Consider the following 19,017-nt stretch of genomic DNA (forward strand, 5'->3'; position numbering starts at 1 on the left):
CGCACAAAGACCGGGAGGGAAAGGGAAGCTATGGAACAAAAAAAATGGCATCAGTTGGACGCGGAAGAACTGCAGCATGTCCTCGGCGTTCACCCGCAGCAGGGCCTTTCGGAAGAAGAGGCGGAGGAAAGACGGAAGAAGAACGGATGGAACGAGCTTTCGGAAGGAAAGCGTATTTCTCCTTTGGCCTTATTTCTGAACCAATTTAAAGATTTCATGGTGCTGGTGCTGATGGGGGCAACGCTGGTTTCGGGCCTCCTAGGCGAATACCTGGACGCCATCACCATTATCGCCATCATTTTGCTGAACGGGGTCCTCGGCTTCATCCAGGAGTTCAAGGCGGAACGCTCCCTGCGCGCGCTGAAGCAGCTGTCCGCTCCGGGAGCGAAGGTGCTTCGGGGAGGCAAGGTAGTTCAGGTGCCGGCCAAAATGCTCGTTCCCGGGGACGTCGTTCTGCTGGAAAGCGGAGACCGTGTGCCCGCCGATGTCCGCTGGCTGGAAACGAGCAGCTGTTATATTGAAGAATCCGCGCTGACCGGAGAATCGGTGCCGGTAGGCAAGCATGCCCAGCCTATTCAAGAAGCGGACGTGCCCCTTGGCGATCAGAAGAACACCGGCTTCATGGGAACCATGATGACGCGGGGGACCGCCAAAGGCGTTGTTGTGCGCACCGGCATGGATACGGAAATGGGGAAAATCGCCGATCTGATCCAAAATACAGACTCGCAGGAAACGCCGCTTCAGCACCGCTTGGAGCAGCTCGGCAAAATGCTCATCATTCTGTCGCTGGGGCTTACGGTCATGGTCGTCGTTGCCGGAATTTTGCATGGACAGCCTGCCGTCGGCATGTTCCTGGCCGGCGTCAGCCTGGCTGTTGCGGCGATCCCCGAGGGCCTGCCTGCCATCGTGACCGTGGCGCTGGCGCTCGGCGTGCAGCGGATGATCAAACGGAAAGCGATCGTCCGCAAGCTGCCGTCGGTCGAAACGCTGGGTTGCGCGTCGGTCATCTGCTCCGATAAAACCGGAACGCTGACGCAGAACAAAATGACCGTTACGCGCGTATGGGTTGGGGGAAGAAGCCTGGAGGTCACCGGAGACGGTTATGCGCCGACCGGACAAATCCTCGAAGAGAAGAAGCCGGTCGACGTGAAGAACGACCAGGGGCTGCGCAGGCTGCTCCAGATCAGCGCGCTGTGCAACAACGCGGAAATTTACGAAACGGCGGCTCCGGAGTCGCGCGGCAAGCGCAAAGGCAAGGAGGAGCCTCAAGGCCCGGTATGGGAGCTGAAAGGGGATCCGACCGAAGGGGCGCTCATTACCCTCGCTTCCAAAATGGGGATGACGACGCAGTCCTTGTCGGCACTGTATCAGCGGGATAAGGAATTTCCGTTCGATTCCGAACGGAAGCTGATGTCGGTCGTGGTGAGCCACCAGGGCGGCAAAATTTTATGCACTAAGGGCGCGCCCGATGTGCTGTTGAACCAGTGCACTTATATATTGTGGGAAGGCAACGTTGTGCCGTTTACCGGCACGCTCCGGCAGAAGGTGCTTGCCGCCAACGAAGAGATGGCTTCCTCCGCGCTTCGCGTGCTGGGGACGGCATACCGCGACCTGCGCCCGCATGATTCACTGGACAGCGAAGCGGACGCCGAGAGCCAGCTCGTCTTCGTCGGCCTCGCCGGCATGATCGATCCGCCGCGCCGCGAAGTGCGCGATGCGATCAGCACCTGCCGCCGGGCTGGCATCAAGACGGTGATGATCACCGGCGACCATGGCACGACTGCCGAGGCGATCGCCCAGCAGCTTGGCATTATGCCGCGCGGAGGCGAAGCCATGTCCGGCCAGGAGCTGTCGCAGATCGACGACCAGGAGCTCGATGCGAAGGTCGACAACGTGTACGTGTACTCGCGCGTGTCGCCTGAGCATAAGCTCCGCATCGTCAAATCGCTGCAGCGCAAAGGCCATGTCGTCGCCATGACCGGCGACGGAGTCAACGATGCGCCGGCCATCAAGGCGGCCGACATCGGCATTGCCATGGGCATTACCGGTACCGACGTCACCAAGGAAGCATCGGCGCTCATCCTGAGCGACGACAACTTCTCGACGATCGTGGCGGCGATCGAGGAAGGCCGGAGCATCTATGAGAATATCCGTAAATTCATCCGGTATTTGCTTGCATCGAACGTCGGCGAAATCTTGACGATGTTCTTTGCGATGATGCTCGCCCTGCCGCTGCCGCTGCTGCCGATCCAGATTTTGTGGGTCAACCTCGTGACCGACGGCCTGCCGGCGATGGCCCTTGGCGTGGATCAGCCGGAGAAGGACCTCATGGAGCACAAGCCGCGCGGGGCCAAAGAGAATATATTCGCCCGCCGGCTGGGATGGAAGATCATCAGCCGCGGCTTCCTGATCGGTCTGTGCACGCTCGGCGCGTTCTGGCTCACCCTCCGCGTGGATCCGCACAACGCCGCTCAGGTCACCAAAGCCCAATCGGTAGCTTTCGCCACGCTCGTTATGGCCCAGCTCATCCACGTGTTCGACTGCCGGAGCTCCAGATCGATCTTCCACCGCAACCCGCTGCAAAACAAGTACCTGGTACTGGCGGTGCTGTCCTCGGTTCTGCTCATGCTCGGCGTCATGTACATCGAGCCACTGCAGCCGATCTTTAAAACGGTGCCGCTCGGCTTCCGCGAATGGTGCATTACGATCGTCGGCGCCGGCGTGCCGACCTTCCTGATGGGCATCGGCAGCGTATGGGGCGGAAGACGCAACAAGCGGCGGGGAAGCGGCCGCCTCGTGGCGAAAAGTACAAACATTTCTGCATAAAGTCAATAGCACGGCCCGGTCCTTTGAGGTATGCTAGTGGACAGTAAAAAGCTAGCATAACAAAGGAGTGGCACCATCCATGGAATTTACAAAAATGCACGGACTCGGGAACGACTTTATCGTTATCTACGGCGAGAAGGCTCTGCCGGACAACGCGGCAGAGCTCGCCTTGAAATGGTGCGACCGCTATTTCGGCATCGGAGCGGACGGACTGGTATATATTTTGCCGTCGGAGAAGGCGGATTTCCGCATGCGCATCATCAACTCAGACGGCTCGGAAGCGGAGCAGTGCGGCAACGCCATCCGCTGCGTGGCAAAATACGTGTACGACCACGGCTATGTCAGCAGTGAGCAAATTACGATCGAAACGCTTGGAGCCGGCGTGCAGCCGGTAACGATCCATGTGGACAACGGCCTGGCCGCCACCGTCACGGTGGATATGGGCGAGCCCGTGCTCGACGGATTGAGCGTACCGACGACGATTGACGCGAACCCGGTCGTGGATGCGCCGATCGAGGCTGACGGCCGGCAGTTCCGGTTTACGGCCGTGTCGATGGGCAATCCGCACTGTGTCATTTATGTGGACGATGCGGTGAACTTCGACCTCGCCACCTGGGGACCAAAGCTGGAAGTGCATCCGGTATTCCCGAAAAAGGTGAACGTCGAATTCGCGACCGTGAAGGACCGCGGTACCGTGGACATGCGCGTCTGGGAGCGCGGCGCCGGTCCGACGCTGGCCTGCGGAACCGGGGCGTGTGCAACCCTCGTATCCTCCGTGCTGAACGGTTTAACCGACCGGTCGGCATCGATCCGGCTGAAAGGCGGAGACCTGTTCATCGAGTGGAGCGAGAAAGACAACCACGTCTATATGACAGGCCCTGCGGCTGTCGTGTATACGGGAAGCGTTCAGGACGTTTAATCGCCCGGACTTTTGAAAAACCTGCGTTAACACCTTAATAGCCCGGGGAGCGTATCGGCGGATACGATCCGCCGGGCTTTCCTGCTTCTTGGGGGCGCAGATCGTCCAAATCCGACTCTAGTAAAATAACTGGAGGATTCTATGACTTATCTTGTGCGCCGATTTATGATACATTAATGTGAAACTACTTTTTCGGGGTGGAGGAGCCAACATGAAACCGGATTTGCGTCAAGCGTGGGATCAACAGGTGCTGATCGGCGACGGAGCGATGGGCACTTTTCTATATCAAATGGGCTTTCCTGTGGGAATTTCCTATGAAGAACTGAACCTGACCTCACCGGAGGTCATCAAGGATGTTCACCGGCGTTATGTGGAAGCCGGGGCTCAAATCATTGAGACCAATACGTTTTCGGCCAACTTCGACAAGCTGTCCAAATACGGCCTGGAGTCGAAGGTGGAGGATATCAACCGGGCGGGTGTCCGGATTGCACGGGAAGTAGCGGGTTCCGCCGGCTATGTGGTCGGAGCCATCGGTTCCATCCGCGGCGGCAAACGGACCAACGTCTCGACGGCCGAGCTTAAGAAATACTTCGAGCAGCAGATTCAGGCCCTTCTTCAGGAAGGAGTGGACGGCATCCTGCTCGAAACCTTCTACGATGTGGAAGAGCTGTATCTGGCCTTGTCTATCGTGCGCAAGCTCAGCCCGCTGCCGGTCATCTGCCAGTTCGCGGTTGAGGACGTAGCCCGGACCTTGGACGGCTATACGATGCCGGAAGCGTTCCGGATGATGCAGCAGCAGGGCGCGGACGTGATCGGCTTCAACTGCCGCACGGGCCCTAACGGCATCATGAGCGCGATGAAGACCCTCGGCGGCCACTTGTCCGTGCCGATGTCGGTGTATCCGAATGCCGGGGTCGCCGATTATGTGGATGGGGAATATCAGTACGGGGCCAAGCCGGATTATTTCGGCCAGATGGCGGTGAAATTCGCCGATCTCGGCGCCCGGATCATCGGCGGCTGCTGCGGGACGACGCCCGCACATATCGCGGCGATTTCGTCCGCGCTTCAGGGGTACGAGCCGCAGCCGATTACGTATGGGCCGATTGACATCGTCCCTGCCCCGATCGAAATCCATGAACATCTCGCGCCAGACGGCGACGGTGAAGGCAAAGGGGGCAGCCCGAACCTGGTCGACCTCGTCAAAGAGCGTCACACCGTCATCGTGGAGCTGGACCCTCCGCGCGATTTGGATATCGCCAAATTTATGAAGGGGGCGCAGGTGCTGAAGGATGCCGGGGCGGACGCGCTGACCCTCGCTGACAACTCGCTTGCGGTTACGCGGATGAGCAACATGGCTCTCGGCCATCTGGTGCAGGCGGAGACCGGTTTGCGCCCGCTGGTGCACATCGCCTGCCGGGACCGCAACTTGATCGGAACGCAGTCGCACCTTATGGGCTTTGACGCCCTTGGCATCGATCACGTGCTGGCTGTCACGGGCGACCCCGCACGCTTCGGCGATTTGCCGGGATCGAGCTCCGTATACGATTTGACTTCTTTTGAGATTATACGAATGATCAAGCAGTTAAATGAGGGAATCGCTTTCTCCGGCAAGCCGCTCAAGCAAAAGGCGAACTTCGTCGTCGGTGCGGCGTTTAACCCTCACGGGAAGCATCTCGATAAAGCCGTGCTGCGATTGGAACGTAAAATCGCTGCCGGCGCCGATTATATCATGACCCAGCCGGTGTACGATCCGGAGCTGATCCGCGCGCTGAAGGAAGCAACGAGCCACCTCGACATTCCGATCTTCCTCGGCATCATGCCGCTGGCGAGCGGGCGCAATGCGGAATACCTGCACAACGAGGTGCCGGGAATCCAGCTCTCGGACGATGTGCGCCGCCGGATGAGCGGCCTGGAAGGCGAAGAAGGAAGAGCCATGGGGGTTGCCATTGCCAAAGAGCTGCTCGACGTGGCGATGGAGCATTTTAACGGAATTTACTTAATGACGCCGTTTATGCTGTATGACATGAGCGCCCAGCTCATCAGCCATGTGTGGGAGAAATCCGGACGCCGGCAGCCCCCCTTGTTTCACAGATAGTTATCAATTACAATAGTGTAATGGATGTGGTGCCGATGTCTTTCAGCATGACCGGTTACGGTCAATCCGCCCTTCATTTCGGAGGGTATAAAGTGGAAATTGAAGTGAAATCCGTGAACCACCGATACTGCGAAGTGGTCATACGCCTGCCGCGTGAATGGACACGCTTTGAGGACCCTTTGAGAAGAACGGTACAGCGGTTTGTCAAGCGCGGCCGGATCGATGTCTTTATTAACAAGGAGGCGGAAGAGAATACCGCTCCGCCTGTTTTGTTAAATCATAAAGCCGTCAATACTTATATGGAGGCGGCGCGTGAGGTATCCGAGAGGCATGGCCTGAACGGCGAATTGACGGTAAGAGATCTGCTGTCCCTGCCGGGCGTGTTTCTGACACCCGAGGAAGTCGGGACAAACCAGGATCCGGAGCCTGAAGAGTGGGGACGCGTGCTTGAAGAAGGTCTTGTAAGGGCCATGGAAGGACTCGTCGCGATGAGGACTTCTGAAGGAAGCTTCCTTGCCCGTGATGTGGAGCAGCGCCTGAACCGGCTGGAGAAGCTTCACGGAGAAATGGTACAGCTCGCACCCAGCGTAGTCGAAGAATACCGCAATAAGCTCAGACAAAGGCTGACTGAACTGAATGACGGTTCGTTTGCTTTTGATGAACATAAATTTGGCATGGAAATTGCTATTTTTGCAGACCGCTGCAATATCGATGAGGAATTGATACGTCTGCACAGCCATTTTGAGCAATGCAAAGGATTACTTCGTGCGGATGAACCGGTCGGAAGAAAACTCGATTTTCTGATTCAGGAAATGAACAGGGAAGTCAATACGATTGGATCCAAGGCCAATCATCTGACTCTGGTAAACCGTGTTGTCGAAATGAAAGCGGAGCTGGAAAAAATTAGAGAGCAACTGGCCAATATAGAGTAAGGCACAATTTCGACAGAAAACAGGAGAGAGTCAAATGAATAGGGGGAAGAACCTGAATATGGCAATCAAACTCATTAACATCGGCTTCGGGAATATTGTATCGGCTAACCGTATCATTTCGATTGTAAGCCCCGAATCAGCGCCTATTAAGCGGATTATTCAGGAAGCAAGAGATCGCCACATGCTGATCGATGCGACCTATGGGCGCAGGACGCGCGCCGTAATCATTACGGACAGCGACCATGTCATCCTGTCGGCGGTGCAGCCGGAGACGGTGGCTCATCGCCTGTCCAGCAAAGATGACGATAATGACGAATAACAAGATGGGGAGTAATATGTCAAAAGGAATATTGTTTGTATTGTCAGGACCTTCCGGGGTCGGTAAAGGAACCGTGTGCAGCGCGCTGCGCGGGAAGCTGCCGGATTTGGTCTATTCGGTATCGGCGACGACACGGAGTCCGCGCCAGGGAGAAGTGAACGGGGTTAATTATTTTTTCAAAACCCGTGACCAGTTTCTGGATATGATGCAGAACGACCAGCTCCTGGAGTATGCGGAGTACGTGGGGAACTATTACGGAACGCCGCGCGATTTCGTAGAGAAGACGCTGGAGAGCGGAAACGATATTATTCTGGAAATTGAGGTACAGGGTGCCCTTCAGGTCAAACAGAAGTTTCCCGAGGGGGTATTTATTTTCCTGCTGCCGCCTTCTCTGGACGAACTTAAGGACCGGATCATCGGGCGAGGTACGGAGAACCAGGCGACGATCGACCACCGCATGACGGTGGCGGTTGACGAAATCAATTTGATGCAGCATTATGACTATGCGGTGGTTAATGATCAGATTGATTGCGCCTGCAAACGAATAGAATCGATTATTATCGCCGAACATTGTAAAATCAAGAAATAAACGAAGACAGCAGCCATTTGAGAATAATAAAAGAGGTGTCGCCAAGTGTTGTACCCATCGATTGATGAAATGATGAATAAAGTCGACAGTAAATACTCGCTGGTCGTCGCGGCCTCCCGCCGTGCGAGACAGCTGCGCGAGGGCGCAAAGACCGACCTGAAGCATCCAAGATCCCACAAATACGTGGGCGTGGCGCTTGAGGAGATTTATGGGGATATGATTCGGGTGATTCCGGAACCGGTCGCCGAACGGGATGAGAATAAGGCGTAAGCCTGTTCTTCCCGGGACGGGGCTTTTTCTGCTGTTATGCGGCAGGTCTAAAAACAAGAACTCATATTAAGTTTGCAGCAAGAGCGTATAGACGTCTTCCAGATACAACCGCAAGGTTGTATTTTTTTCTCTATCTAAATGAAACGGAAAGCGGGGAAATCGTATGTTAACCGGCAAAACCATCGTGCTCGGCGTGACGGGTGGAATCGCGGCGTTCAAGGCGGCCAGTCTGTGCAGCAAGCTGGTGCAAAAAGGCGCAGATGTCCACGTGATCATGACGGAATCGGCGAAGCAGTTTATTACGGAGCTGACCTTTCAGAGTCTGTCCAAAAATCCGGTATACAGCGACACGTTCGATGAGCGCGATCCATCCGTTGTCTCCCATATCCATTTGGCCGATGAGGCCGACCTCGTTCTCATCGCACCGGCTACAGCCAATATGATCGCGAAAATGGCCCATGGTCTGGCGGACGACATGCTGTCGACGACGCTGCTCGCGACCGAGGCGCCGGTCATGATCGCACCGGCCATGAACGTGCATATGTATGCCCATCCGGCGGTTCAGGCCAACATGCGGCTGCTCGAGTCCCGGGGCGTGATGATGATCGAGCCCGGCGAAGGACTGCTTGCCTGCGGCTATGTGGGCAAGGGACGGCTGGAGGAGCCGGAAACGATCGTCCAGGTGGTGGAGCGCTTTTTTGCGTCTCACAATGAATCCGTACAAGGGCAGGGTCTGCTCCGCGGGAAAAAGGTCATCGTCACCTCGGGCGGAACGGTTGAACGGATCGACCCGGTGCGTTACATCACCAATGATTCTTCCGGGAAAATGGGGTTTGCCATCGCCAAGGCCGCCAAAGACATGGGCGCGGAGGTGCATGTCGTTTACGGCCATACGGACGTTGAGCCCCCTTCGGACGTGGACGCGGTGAAAGTCCAGTCCGCCGAGGATATGTACCGGGCGGTGCTGGAACATTGGGAGGACAGCGACCTGGTCATCAAGGCGGCGGCTGTCGCGGATTACCGTCCGAAGGTGACGGCCGCAAGCAAAATGAAAAAGTCGGGGGATACGATGACGCTCGAGCTCGTCAAAACGGTGGATATTCTGGAGGAGCTCGGCAAGACGAAGACAAAGCAGTTTTTGATCGGATTCGCAGCTGAGACGAATGATGTGGAGAAATATGCCCAGGATAAGCTGAAACGGAAAAACGCCGATCTGATCGTGGCCAATGACGTAACGGCGGAGGGAGCCGGCTTCAGATCCGATACCAACATCGTTCAGGTGTACGATGCCGGCGGACTGGTCGAACAAATGCCCGTAATGACCAAGGACGAAGTGGCCCGGCGCCTGCTGACGATCGCTGCGGCCCGGATGAACGGGGCTTTGTCCTGATGGAGATGCGTGTGGCAAAGGTGATCGTCGACGTCCCGGTGCGTGATACCGACCGTCCCTTTGATTATCTCATTCCCGAATCCATGCGGGCATGGATCGAGGTGGGAAGCCGGGTCGGTGTGCCGTTCGGCCACCGCACGGTCCAGGGATTCGTGGTCGGCCTTGAGCCGGAGCCGGCGGCTGCCGGCATGAAGCTTAAGGCCATCCAGGAAGTGCTGGACGTCATTCCGCCGCTGTCCGAAGAGCTGGTGGAACTGGCCGGGTGGATGAGCCGCAGGTATGCCTGCCGGATGATTACGGCGCTTCAGGTCATGGTGCCTACGGCCCTCAAGGGCAAGGCCGAACGGTTTATCTCGCTCGGAACCCCGCAGCCGAAGGAGCCTGAGGATTTGTATTCCGGCGGCTTGTTCGAATTGGAACTGGAGCCTTCCAGCGGCGAGCGGGCGATTCTTGATTTCGTCGAAAAAAAGGGTGAGGTCACCTCCAAGCAGCTGAGCAGGCAGTTTCCGGACAGCGCACCGGTGATCAAATCGCTGCTGCGCCGGGGCGTGCTGCAGGAAAACCAATCCATCAAGGACAAGCTGCAGATCAAGACGCTGAAAGCCGTCGATCTGGCGGTAACACCGGACGAAGCGGAGGCCGCGCTGGCGTCGTTCGCGCCGAAAGCACAGCGTCAGCGTGAGGTGCTGCAGTTTATTGTGGAAATGAAAGAGATGCTTCCGCTTGCGCTGAAGGATGTCCTGGCGACGATGCAGGTGTCGGCCGCGACCGTGAAAGGGCTGGCGGATAAAGGTTACATTACGATTGAAGACAAAGAAGCGTTCAGGGACCCTTACCGGGGGCGCTGGTTTAAGCCAAGCGATCCGCTGCCGCTGACCGCGGAGCAGCAGAACGCCTATGACCGTATTGTCTCGGTGCTCGATGCGCAGCGGCACGGGGTGTTTCTGCTGCATGGGGTTACAGGCAGCGGGAAGACCGAAATCTACCTGCAGAGCATCCAGCGCTGCATTGAGCAGGGCCGGCAGGCCATCGTGCTCGTGCCGGAAATTTCGCTGACGCCGCAGATGGTGGAACGGTTCAAAGGGCGCTTCGGCGACCAGGTCGCCGTCATGCACAGCCGCCTGTCGGGCGGGGAACGCTACGACGAATGGCGTAAAATCCGCGAAGGCCGGGCGGCCGTCGCCATCGGCGCCAGATCGGCGGTGTTCGCGCCGTTTGCCAAGATCGGGCTCATCATTATGGACGAGGAACATGAAACGTCGTACAAGCAGGAAGAAAGCCCGAAATACCATGCCCGGGACGTGGCCGTTCAGCGGGCGATGCAGCACGGCGCGGCGGTCATTCTGGGCTCGGCGACGCCTTCGCTTGAGAGCTACCATGCCGCCAGATCGCAGGCAAATGACGAGTTTGCGCCAATGCTGCTCGAGATGAAAGCCCGTGCGCTCGGCAATGAGCTGCCGGGAGTACAAATCATCGATATGCGGGAAGAATTAAAAGAAGGCAACCGCTCCATGTTCAGCCGTTCGCTGCATCAGGCGGTTGCGGCCCGGCTGGAACGCAAGGAGCAGACCGTGCTGCTGCTCAACCGGCGCGGCTACTCCACGTTCGTCATGTGCCGCAGCTGCGGCTACGTCGCCGGCTGCCCCGAATGCGACATTTCGCTCACGTACCATCAGAAATCGAACAACCTCCGCTGCCATTACTGCGGCTATGCCGAGCCGGCGCCGTCCGTGTGCCCGGAATGCGGAAGCGAGCATATCCGCTATTTCGGCACCGGTACACAGCGCGTTGAGGAAGAGCTTGCGAAGCTGTTTCCGGGGATCCGGGTGATCCGGATGGACGTGGATACCACGACGGAGAAGGGATCGCACGAGAAGCTGCTGAAGCAGTTCCGGGACAAAAAAGCGGACGTGCTCCTGGGCACCCAGATGGTGGCCAAAGGGCTCGACTTTCCGGACGTAACGCTGGTCGGCGTCATTACGGCCGACTCGGCGCTCAACCTGCCGGATTTCCGGGCCGCAGAGAAGACGTTCCAGCTGCTGACCCAGGTAGCCGGCCGCGCCGGCCGCCACCAGCTGCCAGGGGAGGTCATGATCCAGTCCTATACGCCGGATCATTATTCGATTATTCACGCCAGCGGGCATGATTACGATTCGTTTGTCCGGGAGGAGCTGAAGCATCGGCGGAACCTGCACTATCCGCCGTACTGCCGGCTGATTCTGGTCACGCTGTCGCATGAGCAGCTGCCGTTTCTCGTCCGGATGGCGGAGAACATGGTCTCCGTCCTCCAGGGCAAAGCACGGCAGAAGGGCTGGTACGGCAGCCTGGACAGGCTGACCTCGGACGCTTTTGACGTGCTCGGGCCGGTGGCATCTCCTGTGCCCCGGATAAAAAATAGATACAGATTTCAATGTATGATAAAATGGCGTGGGACCATCGACGCTGTCGGCCTGGTCAGGGAAGCCGCCGAGCAGCTCGAGGATACCGCGCAGAATCCGAAGCTTCAAATCAGTATCGATGTAGACCCGCAAATGCTGATGTAGCAGCCCTAAGCGGCGTACCGTCATCATATGGAATCATGGATGAATAACCAACAATGAATATTTGAACCCGATAAGGAAGGTGTCAGCATGGCGATCCGAATTATTGTGAAAGAACCGGATGAGGTTTTGCATAAAACCGCTAAAGAAGTGAAAGAAGTTACCCCTAATGTCAAAAAGCTGCTGAACGACATGGCGGACACGATGTACGACGCGGAGGGCGTTGGCCTGGCCGCGCCGCAGGTCGGCATTTTGAAGAGACTGATTGTCGTCGATGTCGGCGATGAGCACGGCCTCATCAAGATGGTCAATCCGGAAATCGTAGCCAAGGATGGCGAGCAGTTCGGCCCGGAGGGCTGCCTGAGCATTCCCGGATTAAACGGTGACGTGCGCCGTGCCGAGCAGGTTACGGTGAAAGGGCTGGATGAGAACGGCAAGGAAGTGACGATTACGGGCACCGGCCTGCTGGCCCGCTGCTTCCAGCACGAAATCGATCATTTGGACGGCGTGCTGTTTACCGACATTGCAGAAAGAGTGTATGAGTATACGCCGGAACGCGCCGGAAAGGAGTAATGCCTGATGAATATCGTTTTTATGGGGACGCCCGCGTTTGCCGTTCCCAGTCTCCGCATGCTGCTTGCGGAGGGCTATAACGTCGTGGCCGTCGTCACGCAGCCGGACCGTCCGCAGGGACGGAAAAAGGTGCTGATGCCGACGCCCGTCAAGGAAGTGGCGCTTGAGCACGGTCTGCCGGTGCTGCAGCCGCAGCGAATGCGTAATCCCGAAGCGGTAAGCGAGCTCGCGGCTTACAAGCCCGATTTGATCGTTACGGCCGCTTACGGGCAAATTTTGCCGAAAGCGGTGCTGGATCTGCCGGCCAAGGGCTGCGTCAACGTTCACGGCTCGCTTTTGCCGAAATACAGAGGCGGCGCACCGATTCAGCGCTGCATCATCAATGGCGAGACGGTGACGGGCATTACGCTCATGTACATGGCCGAAGGGCTGGACACGGGCGACATGATCGCCCAAGTAGAGGTACCCATCACCGACGAGGATACCTCGGGAACACTGTTCGAGAAGCTGAGCACCGCCGGGGCGGCGCTGCTCAAAGAACAGATGCCGAGGCTGCTGGAAGGCGGCGTACCGGTGACGGTGCAGGATGACTCGCAGGCTACATACGCCCCGAACCTGAAGCGTGAGGACGAGAAAATCGACTGGAGCAAGTCCACGCGCGATATTTACAATCAAATTCGCGGCCTGGTGCCTTTTTCCGGGGCGTTTACGTTCTGGAACGACGACGTGTTCAAGGTCTGGGGCTCCCGCAAAGGAGAGAAGGCCTCCAAGGAAGCGGCTCCGGGAACGGTCCTTCAGCTTACAAAGGAGGGCATTGAAGTGAAAACCGGCGACGGGGCCTTGTGGCTGACCGATATTCAGCCGAGCGGCAAGAAGGCGATGGATGCCGGGCAGTTTATCCGGGGAACCAGCATGACGCCCGGGACGGTGCTGAAGTGAGCGGACGCGGAACCCAAGAACGGAAGGGCCGCCAGCCCTCGGCACGCGAGCTGGCGATGGATATCCTGACGCGCGTGGAGCAGGAAGGCGCCTATAGCAACCTGCAGCTGAACGCTGCGCTGCAGCGCGCGAACCTGTCGCGCGAGGATGCCGGCCTTGCGACCGAGCTCGTGTACGGTCCGATCTCCCGGATGAACACGCTGGATTATTTCCTGAACCGCTTTGTCAGCAAAGGCGTGAGCAAGCTGCAGCCCTGGGTGCGAAGCCTGCTGCGGCTCAGTCTGTATCAGATCATCTATCTGGACCGCATACCTTCCCATGCCGTAGTCAATGAGGCTGTGAACTTGGCCAAGCGCCGCGGCCACCAAGGCATTTCCGGCATGGTGAACGGCGTGCTCCGGAACGTGCTGCGCAGTCCCGACAAGCTGGTTCTGCCGGAAAGTCTCGGACCGGCCGAACGGATCGCGTTGGAGCATTCCCATCCCGAATGGCTGGTTCAGCGCTGGATCGGGCAGTACGGGGAAGAAGCGGCCGAGGCGATCTGCCGGGCGAACAACGAGCCTCCGGCCGTCAGCGTCCGGGTGAACACGACGATGATCAGCCGCGACGGCCTGCTTGGCGAGATGGAGGAGAAAGGCATGGACGCGGTGCCGTCTCCGCTTACGCCGGAAGGTATTCTCGTCCGCAGCGGGGGCAACATGGCCCTGACCGGCTGGTACCGGGACGGCCAGCTGTCCGTGCAGGACGAGAGCTCGATGCTGGTCGGGGATGCGGTAGGTCCCGAGCCCGGCATGAGGGTGCTCGACTGCTGTGCCGCCCCCGGAGGCAAGACGGCGCATATGGCTGAGCTCATGCGGGATGAGGGGAAAATCATCGCCAACGATCTGCACGAGCATAAGCAGAAGCTGATCCGCGAGCAGGCCGAGCGGCTCGGGCTGGACGCCATCGAGCCGGTAACCGGCGATGCGCTGGAACTGGCCCGACGGTATCCGGCGGCGTCCTTCGACCGCATTCTGCTGGATGCCCCATGCTCCGGCCTTGGCGTTATCCGGCGCAAGCCGGACCTGAAATGGGCCAAGACCCCGGGGGACATCGAGGAGATCGCGGCCCTGCAGTACCGGCTGCTGGAATCGGTATCGGCTCTGCTCCGGCCCGGCGGCATTCTCGTGTACAGCACGTGTACGATCGAGCCGCAGGAGAACGAAGAGAACGTCGAGCGGTTCCTGCGGAACCACCCGGAGTTCGCCATAGCACCGGATGCGCCCCCTGCCTGGGAACGGCTGCTGGGCACGGCGCTGCCGAGGGGCGGCGGCGTACAGATTTTGCCCCAGCATTTTCATAGCGACGGATTTTACATTGCACGGATTCTGAGACTCTCCTAAACTAGCGGACCGCCCGCACGGGCAGCCGCTGCTTCCTGTAACCCGCCGGGCGCGAGCTTGGCGGGTTTTCTCTTTTACCGCTACTTTTATTTGTGTTAAAATAGGAAGAATGAGAAACAATAAGCATATGAATGAAAAGACAGGTGTGGTGAAGATGAAACCTTTTATATATGATTTGAATTTGGAAGACCTGCAAGATTGGGCGAAGGAAAACGGCGAGCCCGCGTTCCGCGCCGGCCAGATTTTTGACTGGCTCTACGTCAAACGGGTCAACAGCTTTGACGAAATGACGAACCTCTCCAAGGAGCTCCGCAAAAAGCTGGACGACCAGTTCCAGTTTGTGACGCTGCAGGAAATTACGAAGCTGGAATCTAAGGACGGAACCGTCAAGTTTCTGTTCGGCCTGCATGACGACCATGCGATTGAAACGGTCATCATGAAGCATAGCTACGGCAACAGCATCTGTGTCACGACCCAGGTCGGCTGCCGTATCGGCTGCACCTTTTGCGCCTCGACGCTGGGCGGTCTGAAGCGGAACCTGACGGCCGGGGAGATCGTGGCCCAGGTGGTGCAGGCCCAGAAGATTCTGGACGAGAAAGGGGAGCGCGTCAGCAGCATCGTTATCATGGGCTCGGGCGAGCCTTTTGAAAACTATGAAGCGACGATGAAGTTCCTGCGTATTATGATTCATGAAAAAGGACTGAACATCGGGCAGCGGCATATTACCGTCTCCACGAGCGGCATCGTGCCGAACATTTATAAATTCGCAAACGAGGACACCCAGATCAATCTGGCGATTTCCATTCATGCGCCGAATGATGTGCTCCGCTCGAAGCTGATGCCCGTGAACCGCCGTTATCCGTTCGAGGATGTTATGGAATCTCTTCGCTATTACCTGGCCAAAACAGGCCGGCGGATTACGTTTGAGTACGCGCTGATCGGCGGCGTTAACGACCGTCCGGAGCATGCCCAGGAGCTGGCGAACGTGCTCAAGGATATGCTGTGCCACGTCAACCTGATTCCGGTCAATCACGTACCGGAGCGGAAGTATGTCAGAACGTCCCGTAACGATATATTCCAGTTTCAACGGGTTCTCGCCGATAGCGGCGTGAACGTGACGATCCGCCGCGAGCAGGGCCACGATATCGCGGCTGCCTGCGGACAGCTGCGGGCCAAGCACATGGAGTTGAGGTGAGAGGAATTTGATCAAAACTGTTCATGTCAGTAACGTTGGCCGGGTTCGCTCGGTCAATGAAGACTCGGTATGGGTCGGCCAGCTGCCGCAGGGCTATACCCTCGGGATCGTCGCTGACGGCATGGGAGGGCATCAGGCAGGCGATACGGCCAGCCGGCTGGCCGTCGAAACCATGACGGGCGACCTGTCCTCGCTAGAATCGGGCATTTCGCCGGAAGGCCTGAAGGCCGCGCTTAGCGACGCCATCCTGCACGCCAATGATGTGATTTATACCGAGGCCTCCAAACACGAGGAATTTTACAATATGGGAACGACGGTCGTGGCCCTGCTCCTGAGCGGGGAATCCGGCTACATTGGACATATCGGCGACAGCCGGGCCTACAAGGTTGCCGGCGGCGAGGTCGTCCAATTAACGGAAGACCATAAACTGGTGTATGAATTGTACAAACGCGGACAAATCAGCCTGGAGAATATGAAAGTCCATCCGATGCGCAATGCGATTACGCGCGCGCTTGGAACGGACGCCGACGTGTCCGTGGACCTGTATCCCATCAGCCTCTCCCCCGGAGAGGTGCTGCTCTTGTGCAGCGACGGCTTAAGCGATCTGGTCAGCTCCGAGCACATCGGGCAAATATCCGGAAACCGCGAGCTGCCGCTGGAAGAAAGAGCGGACCGTTTACTTCAACTGGCACTTCTCGCCGGAGGCGATGACAACATTACCGTCGCCCTGTTCGAACTTCAAGACGAAGTCGCCGGGCAAAGCATAAAGGAGTGGGATTCATGATCGGACACGAATTGGGCGGTCGTTATGAGGTGATCGAGCGGATCGGTGGCGGCGGAATGGCACTCGTTTACAAAGCTCATGATATTTTATTGGGCAGGAACGTAGCCATTAAGGTGCTGCGCCAACAGTTTGTGCACGATGAGGAATTTATTCGCCGTTTCCGCCGGGAGGCACAGTCAGCGGCTTCGCTATCGCATTCGAACGTGGTCAGCATTTATGATGTGGGCCAGGAAGACGACATTCATTATATCGTTATGGAATACGTCGAGGGACATAATCTCGACGAGATCATCAAGGAGCGGGCTCCCCTGCAGGTGGACGAAGCGGTGCGAATCGCCTCGCAGATTTGCGACGCGCTGGATCATGCGCATCAGAATCAAATCATCCACCGGGACATCAAGCCGCATAACATTATGATCGGCCGCAACGGCCGGGTAAAGGTAACGGATTTCGGAATCGCCCGTGCCGTTACGTCGACGACAATTACGCAGACGGGTTCGGTGGTCGGATCGGTGCATTATTTTTCTCCGGAGCATGCCAAGGGCGTGGTGACCGGGGAAAAGTCGGATTTATATTCTCTTGGTATCGTACTGTACCAGATGCTGACCGCACGTCTGCCGTTTTTGGGGGAGAGCCCGATCAGCGTGGCGCTTAAGCATCTTCAAGAGGAGTTCGAGGAGCCGCGTGAGGTGAATCCTCTCATTCCGCAGAGCGTCGAGAACATCATTTTGAAATCGATGCGCAAAAATCCGCAGGAGCGTTACCAGTCGGCCAAGGAAATGCTTCAGGACCTGGAGACATGCCTGCTGCCGGAGCGCCGGAATGAGCCGAAGATCGAGTTTGACGATATGGACGATGAGGATCGGACCCGCGTCATTCCAGCCATCAAGCCCCAGCCGCGCTCCATTTCGAGAGCGAAAGCGCAGGCCGTGGAGGACGATGACGAGGCGGACGAGCCGGTGGTCGCCAAAGGCAAGCCAAAGAAGAAAAAGTCGGGCAGGGCGGCGCTGTGGATCAGCTTGACCCTGGTCGTTCTATTGGCTTTGGGCGGTGTGGTGTGGTACGTCAACCAGAAGCTGGTCGTGCCGAACGTCACCGTGCCGAGCGTCATTAACATGACTGAGGAACAGGCGCGCAAGGCTCTCAGCGATCAGGGGCTGGAGGTGGATGACCCTGTCATCCGTAAATATAACAAGGACTTCGGCGAAGGGATCGTCTATGAGCAGAGCAGACCGGAAGGCACGGTCGTCAAAGAAGGCGCAGCGATTCAGCTGACGGTGAGCACGGAGAAGCCGAAGGTGTCAATGCCTGACGTGAAGAACCTGACGTTTGACGATGCGAGAAAGGCGCTGCTTGCCAAGGGTATCAAAGACGATAACATCAAGCAGGATGAGGATTTTAGCGACAGTGTTGAAAAGGGACTGATCATCAGCTCCGATCCGGGAGCCAATGCTGAAATCGATACAGATAATACGCAAATTACTTTAGTGGTCAGCAAAGGCCAGGAAACGATAAAAATGCCGGATCTAATCGGCAAAACGCAGCAGGAAGCGACGGACCTGATCGAGAAAAACGGCCTGAAGCTGCTGCGGGTCGTCGAGGAAGACAGCTATACGGTGGAAAAAGGGAAAGTCATCAAGCAGTTCCCGTTTGACCCGAATACCCAGGCTACGCCAAACGCCGAAATCACGCTCACGATAAGCAAAGGCTACCCGGTGGATGCCCTGAACTATACGCTGAACCTGCCTGTGGCTCCGGTCGAGGAAGGCAAAAATACGAAAATCCAGATCAAATACTCGGACGCCCATACCGAAGGCAAAACGGTCGATTGGGGAACGAAAACGATCCAAACGACGCAGGTGCTTCCGATCGATCTGGTGGTCGATCCGAACAGGGACGCCGTCGTTACGGTGCTTCGCGACGGACAGGTGTTCGATACGTATTCGGTACGGTATACCGATGTACGAAATGGCACCGTTCCGACGATCGAACTCCCGGCCATGGGAAGCGAGGATCCCGGTGATCCGGGCCATGAGGGTGATCCCGGTGATCAGGGAGATTCCGGCAACGGGGATGATCCAGGATCAGACGAGACCGGATTTCTGAACGACCACCCGGGGAAGGGCAAAGGTAAGGACAAGGGTAAGGGGCCCGACACCGAAAACGTCATTTACAGATAACCAACGTGTCATCCGGACATATTGAATAGATGTCAAAGTTAGTTAACTTTTAACAAATCATATTATCTCCGGCTCCTGCCTCAC

15 protein-coding genes are annotated in these 19,017 nt (G+C 57.4%); all 15 read left to right on the plus strand.

All coding sequences use genetic code 11. The features are described from left to right. Positions 1-30 precede the first annotated feature (30 nt). Positions 31-2,826, plus strand: a complete 2,796-nt coding sequence (locus ABID47_RS02035; RefSeq protein ID WP_192715663.1) for a calcium-translocating P-type ATPase, SERCA-type — start codon at positions 31-33, stop codon at positions 2,824-2,826. Between the two features lie 79 nt (positions 2,827-2,905). Further along, positions 2,906-3,745, plus strand: coding sequence for a diaminopimelate epimerase (dapF, locus tag ABID47_RS02040; protein ID WP_145023716.1), 840 nt, complete (start codon positions 2,906-2,908; stop codon positions 3,743-3,745). 211 nt (positions 3,746-3,956) lie between these two features. Next, the gene (locus ABID47_RS02045; protein ID WP_354494750.1) at positions 3,957-5,840 is read left to right on the plus strand and encodes a bifunctional homocysteine S-methyltransferase/methylenetetrahydrofolate reductase; all 1,884 of its coding nucleotides are present in this window, start codon (positions 3,957-3,959) and stop codon (positions 5,838-5,840) included. A 35-nt stretch (positions 5,841-5,875) separates the two neighbouring features. Then, on the plus strand, positions 5,876-6,772 hold the full coding sequence (locus tag ABID47_RS02050; protein WP_116229594.1) for a YicC/YloC family endoribonuclease: 897 nt from the start codon (positions 5,876-5,878) through the stop codon (positions 6,770-6,772). A gap of 58 nt (positions 6,773-6,830) precedes the next feature. Continuing rightward, on the plus strand, positions 6,831-7,091 hold the full coding sequence (gene remA, locus ABID47_RS02055; RefSeq protein ID WP_006209218.1) for an extracellular matrix/biofilm regulator RemA: 261 nt from the start codon (positions 6,831-6,833) through the stop codon (positions 7,089-7,091). A 16-nt stretch (positions 7,092-7,107) separates the two neighbouring features. Continuing rightward, positions 7,108-7,680, plus strand: a complete 573-nt coding sequence (gmk, locus tag ABID47_RS02060) for a guanylate kinase (protein WP_116229595.1) — start codon at positions 7,108-7,110, stop codon at positions 7,678-7,680. Positions 7,681-7,725: 45 nt separating this feature from the next. Continuing rightward, on the plus strand, positions 7,726-7,950 hold the full coding sequence (rpoZ, locus tag ABID47_RS02065; protein WP_076169934.1) for a DNA-directed RNA polymerase subunit omega: 225 nt from the start codon (positions 7,726-7,728) through the stop codon (positions 7,948-7,950). Between the two features lie 163 nt (positions 7,951-8,113). After that, entirely contained in the window at positions 8,114-9,340 is a 1,227-nt protein-coding gene (gene coaBC, locus ABID47_RS02070; RefSeq protein WP_354494751.1) for a bifunctional phosphopantothenoylcysteine decarboxylase/phosphopantothenate--cysteine ligase CoaBC, read from the plus strand. A gap of 5 nt (positions 9,341-9,345) precedes the next feature. Beyond that, positions 9,346-11,883, plus strand: a complete 2,538-nt coding sequence (gene priA / locus ABID47_RS02075; protein ID WP_354495674.1) for a primosomal protein N' — start codon at positions 9,346-9,348, stop codon at positions 11,881-11,883. Positions 11,884-11,970: 87 nt separating this feature from the next. Then, entirely contained in the window at positions 11,971-12,453 is a 483-nt protein-coding gene (gene def / locus ABID47_RS02080) for a peptide deformylase (RefSeq protein WP_076169936.1), read from the plus strand. 6 nt (positions 12,454-12,459) lie between these two features. Then, positions 12,460-13,392, plus strand: coding sequence for a methionyl-tRNA formyltransferase (gene fmt, locus ABID47_RS02085; protein WP_354494752.1), 933 nt, complete (start codon positions 12,460-12,462; stop codon positions 13,390-13,392). 56 nt (positions 13,393-13,448) lie between these two features. Further along, positions 13,449-14,774: a 16S rRNA (cytosine(967)-C(5))-methyltransferase RsmB gene (gene rsmB / locus ABID47_RS02090; protein ID WP_435530595.1), complete on the plus strand. Its 1,326-nt coding sequence runs from the start codon at positions 13,449-13,451 to the stop codon at positions 14,772-14,774. Between the two features lie 154 nt (positions 14,775-14,928). Next, entirely contained in the window at positions 14,929-15,969 is a 1,041-nt protein-coding gene (gene rlmN, locus ABID47_RS02095; protein ID WP_076170163.1) for a dual-specificity RNA methyltransferase RlmN, read from the plus strand. Between the two features lie 7 nt (positions 15,970-15,976). Further along, positions 15,977-16,753 (plus strand): Stp1/IreP family PP2C-type Ser/Thr phosphatase, encoded by a 777-nt coding sequence (locus ABID47_RS02100; protein WP_076169939.1) that lies wholly within the window; start codon positions 15,977-15,979, stop codon positions 16,751-16,753. Then, complete coding sequence (pknB, locus tag ABID47_RS02105) at positions 16,750-18,933, plus strand: Stk1 family PASTA domain-containing Ser/Thr kinase (protein WP_354494753.1); 2,184 nt, start codon at positions 16,750-16,752, stop codon at positions 18,931-18,933. The genes ABID47_RS02100 and pknB overlap by 4 nt, the downstream gene beginning before the upstream one ends. The last annotated feature ends 84 nt before the right edge of the window (positions 18,934-19,017 follow it).

This window comes from Paenibacillus favisporus (assembly GCF_040545415.1).
Classification (GTDB): Bacteria; Bacillota; Bacilli; order Paenibacillales; family Paenibacillaceae; genus Paenibacillus_AQ; species Paenibacillus_AQ favisporus.